Source organism: Kitasatospora sp. NPDC001683 (assembly GCF_053596495.1).
This window is the reverse complement of record NZ_JBSFGK010000064.1, coordinates 39,099-45,772: the sequence shown is the minus strand read 5'-3', so window position 1 is coordinate 45,772 and position 6,674 is coordinate 39,099. Positions and strand designations below refer to the sequence as shown.

Annotated in this window: 8 protein-coding genes, 1 tRNA gene and 1 pseudogene; 3 read left to right on the top strand and 7 right to left on the bottom strand. The window is 71.0% G+C overall.

The genetic code is table 11. The features are described from left to right. The 4 genes and pseudogenes from ACWCYO_RS28660 to ACWCYO_RS28645 all read right to left on the bottom strand — a co-directional run. A pseudogene (locus ACWCYO_RS28660) lies at window positions 1-189 on the bottom strand (AMP-binding protein); the annotation flags it as partial. 453 nt (window positions 190-642) lie between these two features. After that, on the bottom strand, window positions 643-909 hold the full coding sequence (dmpI, locus tag ACWCYO_RS28655; RefSeq protein ID WP_270150950.1) for a 4-oxalocrotonate tautomerase DmpI: 267 nt from the start codon (window positions 907-909) through the stop codon (window positions 643-645). A gap of 40 nt (window positions 910-949) precedes the next feature. Further along, window positions 950-1,846 (bottom strand): LysR family transcriptional regulator, encoded by an 897-nt coding sequence (locus tag ACWCYO_RS28650; protein ID WP_270143450.1) that lies wholly within the window; start codon window positions 1,844-1,846, stop codon window positions 950-952. Window positions 1,847-2,093: 247 nt separating this feature from the next. Beyond that, window positions 2,094-2,516 (bottom strand): hypothetical protein, encoded by a 423-nt coding sequence (locus tag ACWCYO_RS28645; protein WP_449785809.1) that lies wholly within the window; start codon window positions 2,514-2,516, stop codon window positions 2,094-2,096. Between the two features lie 253 nt (window positions 2,517-2,769). On the opposite strand from ACWCYO_RS28645, the gene ACWCYO_RS28640 reads away from it, so the two are divergent. Both ACWCYO_RS28640 and ACWCYO_RS28635 read left to right on the top strand, forming a co-directional pair. Further along, window positions 2,770-2,853 (top strand) — tRNA-Leu (locus ACWCYO_RS28640). A 497-nt stretch (window positions 2,854-3,350) separates the two neighbouring features. Beyond that, window positions 3,351-3,536 (top strand): hypothetical protein, encoded by a 186-nt coding sequence (locus ACWCYO_RS28635; RefSeq protein ID WP_449785808.1) that lies wholly within the window; start codon window positions 3,351-3,353, stop codon window positions 3,534-3,536. Between the two features lie 48 nt (window positions 3,537-3,584). Here the strand turns inward: ACWCYO_RS28635 and ACWCYO_RS28630 are convergent, their stop codons facing one another. The 3 genes from ACWCYO_RS28630 to ACWCYO_RS28620 all read right to left on the bottom strand — a co-directional run bounded on the left by ACWCYO_RS28630 (window position 3,585) and on the right by ACWCYO_RS28620 (window position 5,737). Beyond that, complete coding sequence (locus ACWCYO_RS28630; RefSeq protein ID WP_449785807.1) at window positions 3,585-4,247, bottom strand: DUF4097 family beta strand repeat-containing protein; 663 nt, start codon at window positions 4,245-4,247, stop codon at window positions 3,585-3,587. A gap of 319 nt (window positions 4,248-4,566) precedes the next feature. Then, window positions 4,567-4,782, bottom strand: a complete 216-nt coding sequence (locus tag ACWCYO_RS28625) for a cold-shock protein (protein WP_449785806.1) — start codon at window positions 4,780-4,782, stop codon at window positions 4,567-4,569. 55 nt (window positions 4,783-4,837) lie between these two features. Beyond that, a complete protein-coding gene (locus ACWCYO_RS28620; protein ID WP_449785805.1) occupies window positions 4,838-5,737 on the bottom strand; it encodes a LysR substrate-binding domain-containing protein in 900 nt (299 codons plus the stop codon). 134 nt (window positions 5,738-5,871) lie between these two features. On the opposite strand from ACWCYO_RS28620, the gene ACWCYO_RS28615 reads away from it, so the two are divergent. Further along, window positions 5,872-6,666: a flavodoxin family protein gene (locus ACWCYO_RS28615; RefSeq protein WP_449785804.1), complete on the top strand. Its 795-nt coding sequence runs from the start codon at window positions 5,872-5,874 to the stop codon at window positions 6,664-6,666. Window positions 6,667-6,674: the final 8 nt, after the last annotated feature.

Below are 6,674 nucleotides of genomic sequence, written 5' to 3'. Positions count from 1 at the left end.
CCGGGCCAGGAGCTCGTGGGCGAGGCGGTAGGTGGCGGCGGCGAAGTCGCCGGCGGTGATCTCGACGCCGTCGGCGGTGGTGATGGCCCGCCGGTGGGGGTCGGAGGCAAGGGACCGGAGGATCAAGGCGGGTGCGCTGACGAACTCCTGGTCGGTCATGGCCACTTCTTCCTTGTAGTTTGCAACCATGTCGTCAGGCTAACCCCATCCCTCGTCCGGCGTTGTCGAGTTCAGGCCATGTCGGGTCAGAAGTCTGACGGGAGGTCCGTCGGCGGGCGGAGGGTCGGATCGGTGACGGCGGCCCAGTGCTCGCCTGGCGCGTGACGATCACATAGCCGTCCTGGCCCGGGAGTTGGGGGATGAGTGCGCTGCGGCAGCCCAGGCTGTGGTGGATCTCGACCGGAACGGGCGTGCCGTCGAGCCGAAGCCCGCCGGTGCTGGTTCCGTCGATCGGCGGGAGTTGCAACGTGCGCGGGTCGAGGTCGAAGCGGTCGGAATTGGCGAGAAAGCTCGCCAGCCGGGACTGCGGGGGGCGAGGAGCCGATCCGGTGCTCGGTGCGGTCGCGGGCCGTCTTCTCGGGGGCGGGCCCGCCGGGACTTCTCCGGCGGGCCCGCTCAACACCCGGGACCGGCCTGCGGCGGCTACCGGTCGGCGGTGAGCTTGCCGGCGGCGCCCCAGTTCTCCGGCTGGTACTCCTGGATCCACACGAACACGCTCTCGGCGGGGACCTCCAGGGCCTCCACGAAGGCCTCGGTGACCTTCTTGACCAGCTCGCGCTTCTGCTCGACGTCGCGCGGACCCTGCTGAATGGTGACGATCGGCATCTTCGGCTCCTGACGGGTTGTCCTGCCGGGCTCTTCCGCCCGGCTCTTCCGCCGGTTTCCCCGGCTGAGAACAGTCCACCCGATCCGGCCGCCCGCACCCAGACCCGAATCGCTCTGACAGCGATCACGAATCCTGATCGTCCCAGGTCGGGGGTGTTCTGCGGCAGGCTTCCAGGAGTAGCCGGGGGAGCGGGGCGGAGCGTCGTACGGCGATCGAGGTCGGCAGCGCCAGCCTGGTCCGGCAGGGTCGGAAGGCGACCCGGTGGGTGTTCGTCATCCGGGCGTTGGCGGCGTACACCACCGTCCACATCGGGGTTCCGGTGCCGATCGAGGCCAGGGTGTCCTGCAGGGCGCCGTGCGCCGGGCCGAGGACCGGCCGGAAGCCGGCCTGCGCGCAAGCGCCCAGCACCAGGTCCACCAGCGCCGGGTTGTCGCGACGGTCGATCAGCCGGAGCGGCAGGTCGGCGAGGTCCGCGAGATCGACCTCGGACCGGTCGGCGAGGGCGTGCCGGGCGGGCAGCGCGAGCACCAACTCGTCCTCCCAGGCCGGCAGGAAGCGGAGCTCGGGGCTGCTCCCGGCGATCGCCCCGCGCACGAAGGCGGCATCGAGGCGCCCGTCCGACAGCCGGGCCAGCCGCTCCCGCACCGGGACGGACTGGAGCTCCACGCGCACCCCGGGGGCCTGCCGCTGGTAGGTGTCCAGGATCAGGTCGAGCCGCTCGCCGAGCCCGGTGACGGTGCCGAGCCGCAGCACGGCGGGCACGGCCAGATCGGCGGCGAGGGCGCGGGCGGCGTCCTCGGCCACCAGGACGTTCCGGGCGGCCGGTAGGAACCGCTCGCCCGCCGGCGTCAGCCGGACGTACCGGGGCGAGCGGTCGAACAGCTCGACCTTCAACTCCCGCTCCAGCCGCCGCACCTGCTGGCTCACGGCGGGCTGCCCGAGCAGCAGCTTCTCGGCGGCCCGGCCGAAGTGCAGCTCCTCGGCGACGGCGACGAAGCAGCGCAGCTGCCGTAGCTCCATGAGGTCCCCCAGCTCGATGTGTCGGAGGGCCCATGCTCGCAGGCCGGGGCGCCAGGCCCGGCGGATCGGAACTCATCGATCACGAGCTGGTTGCGCTGCAGTCGCTCCGACACGGGGAACTGCCATCCAGGAGACCCGTCGCCCCCAGAGGGCGAACCCGACCGGCACACCTTGGGCATCATCGGACCCGTCAAGTGGCGTCCGATCGCTGGGATGTGGTGAGTTCACCGCTGTCGGCTGTACTCGCCTATCCGGCGGCCGGTCGCACGAGCTGGTCGTTCGTGCTGCGGCCCTTGTGGCTCACCTTGGGCAGGCGGGCCAGGAAGGCGTCGAACTCGGCGCGCTGCGCCTCGGTGAACGGCGCCTTGAGCACCGTCGCCGAGAGCGGCGGGGTGCCCATCTTCTGTGACAGCACCGTCCACGCCACGGGGTTGTGCGCCACCTTGTTGACCGAGGACCAGGGAATGGTGCGGTCCAGGGTCGGCGTCTTCAGGTGGAGGGCGTCGTCGGTGAGCCTGACGACCGTCGGCCCGACGTAGCGCGGGGCGACCTTCAGACCCATCCGCCTGCCGCCCGCGGTGATGTTCACCACCTGCACGAACCCGAAGAAGAACGCCGCTATCGCGAACCAGGTGCTGCCCGCGGCCAGAAAGGCCGCCGTCAGCAGCAACCACAGACCGACGATGGCCCACCGGAGCTAGAGCCGGGCGGCCGCGTTCGCCACGACGGAGGCGACGATGTCCTCGGTGGTGGCCTCGTAATCGACCTGGATGTCCATGCTCGCGCGCTCCCGCTTCGTAGTGGCGGCACATCATCGTGGCAATCGGCCGGTCAGGGCAAACAAGGGACAGCGCCCCGTCCACGCCCAGGTGGTGGTCAGAGGCACCCCTCCAGATGGTCTATAGTTAACCCATCACCCAGATGCGCGGGTGGCGGAATAGGCAGACGCGCTGGATTCAGGTTCCAGTGCCCGAAAGGGCGTGGGGGTTCAACTCCCCCCTCGCGCACAGCGAACGGCCGGTCGATCTTCGGATCGACCGGCCGCTTTGTTTTCCCGGGGCGGCGGCCGGCCCGTCGGGTTCCCGGAGGCCGCGCCCCGGGCGCGAACCCGTGCCCACTAGGCCGGATCGGTCGGCCGTGCATGCCTTGGGGGTTTCGGCACGTGAGCTTGTTGTAGAACGATCCGCGGCTACCTCCTGGAGGGCAGGCTCGGCGCGGGCGGGATCGGTGTGGTCTACCGCGCCCGGTCGGTGTCCGGCCGTCAGGTGGCGGTCAAGGTGATCCGGCGCGAGCTGGCCGCGGACGCGGAGTTCCGGGCCCGGTTCCGGCTGGAGGTCACGGCGGCGCGCAAGGTCAGCGGCGCGTTCACCGCGCCGGTGACTCCGACGCGGCCCCGAGCACCCAGAGCGCCGGCACGAGGGCCGCGACCCGCACGGTGGAGAGCTCGGGCAGCAGGCTGACGGTCAAGCTCGACTACCGGAAGCCGGTCAGGAACGGCTGTCCCGTGGTCGGTTTCGGCTACCTCGACTTCTGCGAACGCGGCGAGGGCACCGCCGTCATGGCGAGCTTCGCGTCGTACGCGGTCAGCGGGCCGGGCCAGGCGACGGGCGAGTCGCTGAGGTTCGGCACGCTGCCGCCGGCCGTGACCCAGCAGGTGCAGGGCGTCCTGGACGGGCTGCGGTCCAAGTAGGGACCCGGAACCCGTTGGTGCACCGTGGCGACCGGTGTCCGGTGTCCGTCAGAGGCTGCGGGCGGTGATGTCGCCGCTCGAGGTGGTGGCGCGGATCCGGAGTTCGGCGCTGCCGTCGTTCTTGAGGGAGTTGCTGATCCGGCCGTGGTCGGTGCCTGCGTCCAGGGTGGCCGAGACGCCCGCGGTGGCGGCGATCGTGATGCTGCCGGACATGGTGCTGAGCGCGACCGCGCCGCGCCCGGCCTCGTCGATCCGGATGTCGCCGCGCGAGGTGCTGATGTCCGCGTTGCCGTTGATCCGGCCGACCTCGATGTCGCCGTCGACCGCGGTGAGGCGCAGGCTCGCGGCCTCGTCGACCTTGATCTGGCGGTACGCGCCCCGGTAGGCGACGTCGCCGAGGCGGCCGGCGCAGCGGAGCTCGGTGCTCTCGGTCCTGGCTTCGACGTGGGAGCCGGCGGGCAGCTGGACGGTGATGGCCAGGGCGCCGGGGCCGAGGAGCACGTTCCTGGGCTCGGCGGTGCGGATCCGCAGGACGCCGTCGGCGTAGGTCACGACGGCCTGCTCGGCGGTTTCGACGTCGCGGCTCTTGGCGGGGTTGGCGGGGAGGACCTCGACGACGGTGTCGGTGCGGTCGGAGGCGGCGAACCGGACGCGGCCGGCCGGGACGTCGAGGATCGCGGTGATCGCGGCGGGGGTGTCGAAGTTCTGCATGGTGTGCTCCTCGTTCGGTGGGGTGGGCCGCTTCGGCCTGCTGTTTCTTACGCCGGAAACGCTACGTTGCGTTCATTGTTCTGGCAACTACAGAAAGGCGTGAAGTGGCTGTAAATGCAGGTCAATGACGGTAAATCATTGCAATGCGCTGGAGCGTAACGCAACGGCCCTCGAGGGAATCATTGCAATGAATGATGGTGAACGCTATGCCGGAGAGGATGGGAGGAGCGTCTGCGGCAACTCGGCCGTACCGCCGAGGGAACGAACGCGCGCCCGGACGGTCGACACCGTCCGGGCGCGCGAGAGGTCCGCCGTCGTGCTACTCCGTGACGAGCCGGACCTTGTCGGCCTGCATGCCCTTCTGGCCCTGGGTGACCTCGAAGGTGACCTTCTGACCCTCCACCAGGGACTTGAAGCCGCTCCCCTCGATCGCCCGGAAATGGACGAACAGGTCGGGGCCGGCTTCCGGGGTGATGAAGCCGTAGCCCTTCTCGTCGTTGAACCACTTCACGGTGCCGTTCTGGCGCTCGGCCATGCCCACTCCTCGGGATCGGATCGCACTGTGCCGAGATCCTCTCACGCAGAGGATGTCAGCCGACACGAAGAGTAGCCGAGGCGTGCAGCAGGAGGTCGCGCAGGGCGGCGGCGGGGTCCGAGGGGTCGGTGGGGGTGAGGACGACCTGGTCGGCGGTGGTGGAGGGGCCGGTGAGGGGGATGACGCGCAGGCCGGGAGGCTGGTGGTCGAGCGCGGACTCGACGGTGATGCCGATGCCCGTTCCGGCGGCGACGTGGGCGGCGATGGCGTGGACGCTGTCGGCGGTGCGGATGATGCGCAGGTCGGCTCCGCCGATCCGGAAGGCGGTCAGCAGGCGGTCGCAGAGGCCGCTGTTGATCTGGTGGGGCCAGGTGAGCAGGCCGGTGGTGGAGAGTTCGGCGGCGCTCAACTCGGTGCGGTCGGCGAGCGGGTGGGCCTCGGGGACCAGGGCCGTGAACCGTTCGGTGGACAGCACCCGCGCGCGGACGCCGGTGACGCCGTCGGTCGCCCAGCCGATGCCGAGCCCGATCGTCCCGGCGCGCAGGGCGGTGAGCAGGGCGGTGGTCGGCATGGCCTCGGGCACGATCGTCACGCCGGGGAAGCGGTCGCGCAGTTGCGGCAGGCAGCGCAACAGCAGCTGGTGGCCGGTGTATTCGGCGTGGCCGACGACGAGCGTGGTGCCGGACCGGTCGCCGGCGGCCAGGGCGCGTCCGCGCTGCTGGAAGCGGCGCAGCTGGGCGAGGGCGGCGCGGGCGTCGGGCAGCAGTTCGGCACCGAGGTCGGTGAGGGACACCCGGCGGCTGGTGCGGTGGAACAGCTGCCCGCCCAGGGTGGTCTCCAGTCGTCGGACGGCGTCGCTGACGGTGGGCTGCCCCCGGTGCAGGCGGGCGGCGGCACGGCCGAAGTGGAGTTCTTCGGCGACCGCGACGAACGCTTCCAGTTCGATCCTGTCCACAGCGCAAGGCTAATGCGATCGATCGGTACGGCCGATCGCTGTGTGCCGGTCTTCGGCGTTGATGCCGTGCCGCGCGCAGGCTGGGATGGGTGGGCAGACAGGGGTTCTCCCGCCGACGAAAGCAGTGAATCGACATGGCACTCAATGACGTTGAGCAGCAGGACGTTGACCGCGAGCAGGGCGTTGACCGCGAGCAGGACATTGACCGCGAGCAGGGCGTTGACCGCGCGTACGACGCGCCGACCGTCACGGTGACGGTGGTCTACCACTCGGTGCACGGGCACACCCGGGTCCTGGCCGAGCACCTGGCCGAGGGCGCGCGGCTGGTGCCGGGCGCCGAGGTGCACCTCGCCGAGCTCCGGGCCGAGGACGTCAACGCGGGCCGCTGGAACGACCCGGAGGTGCTGGCGCTGCTCGCCCGCTCCGACGCGGTCGTGTTCGGCTGCCCGACGCTGATGGGCAGCGTGTCGGCGGTGTTCAAGGCGTTCATGGAGGCCGCGTTCACTCCGTTCGTCACCCAGGGTTGGAAGGACAAGCTGGCCGGCGGGTTCACCATGTCCGCTTCGCAGAGCGGCGACAAGCTGGCCGTCCTGCAGCAGCTGGCGGTGTTCGCCGCGCAGTTGGGCATGCAGTGGATCGGCGTGGGCGACATGCCGGGCAACAACTGGAGCGGTGGCACCCGTGACGACGTGAACCGGCTGGGCTCCTGGCTGGGCCTGATGAGCCAGAGCCACGCAGATCAGGGCCCGGAGCAGGCGGGGTCGCGCGGCGACCTGCTCACCGCGCGGCGCTACGGCGAGCGGATCGCCCGGTTGACCCAGCGCTGGGTCAACGCCGTGCCGTACGAGACCCCGCGGATGACCGAGCACGAGGCCCGCGCCCTCTCCGCCGCCCTGCGGGAGGCGGACGCCGCACCGGCCGGGCGCTGACGGCCGGG

What these genes read in the sequence shown, in the direction of transcription:
- ACWCYO_RS28650 (WP_270143450.1), bottom strand. Translation starts at nt 1,846, where the DNA reads ATGGAGCTACGGCAGCTGCGCTGCTTCGTCGCCGTCGCCGAGGAGCTG.
- ACWCYO_RS28630 (WP_449785807.1), bottom strand. Translation starts at nt 4,247, where the DNA reads ATGCAGAACTTCGACACCCCCGCCGCGATCACCGCGATCCTCGACGTC.
- ACWCYO_RS28625 (WP_449785806.1), bottom strand. Translation starts at nt 4,782, where the DNA reads ATGGCCGAGCGCCAGAACGGCACCGTGAAGTGGTTCAACGACGAGAAG.
- ACWCYO_RS28615 (WP_449785804.1), top strand. Translation starts at nt 5,872, where the DNA reads ATGGCACTCAATGACGTTGAGCAGCAGGACGTTGACCGCGAGCAGGGC.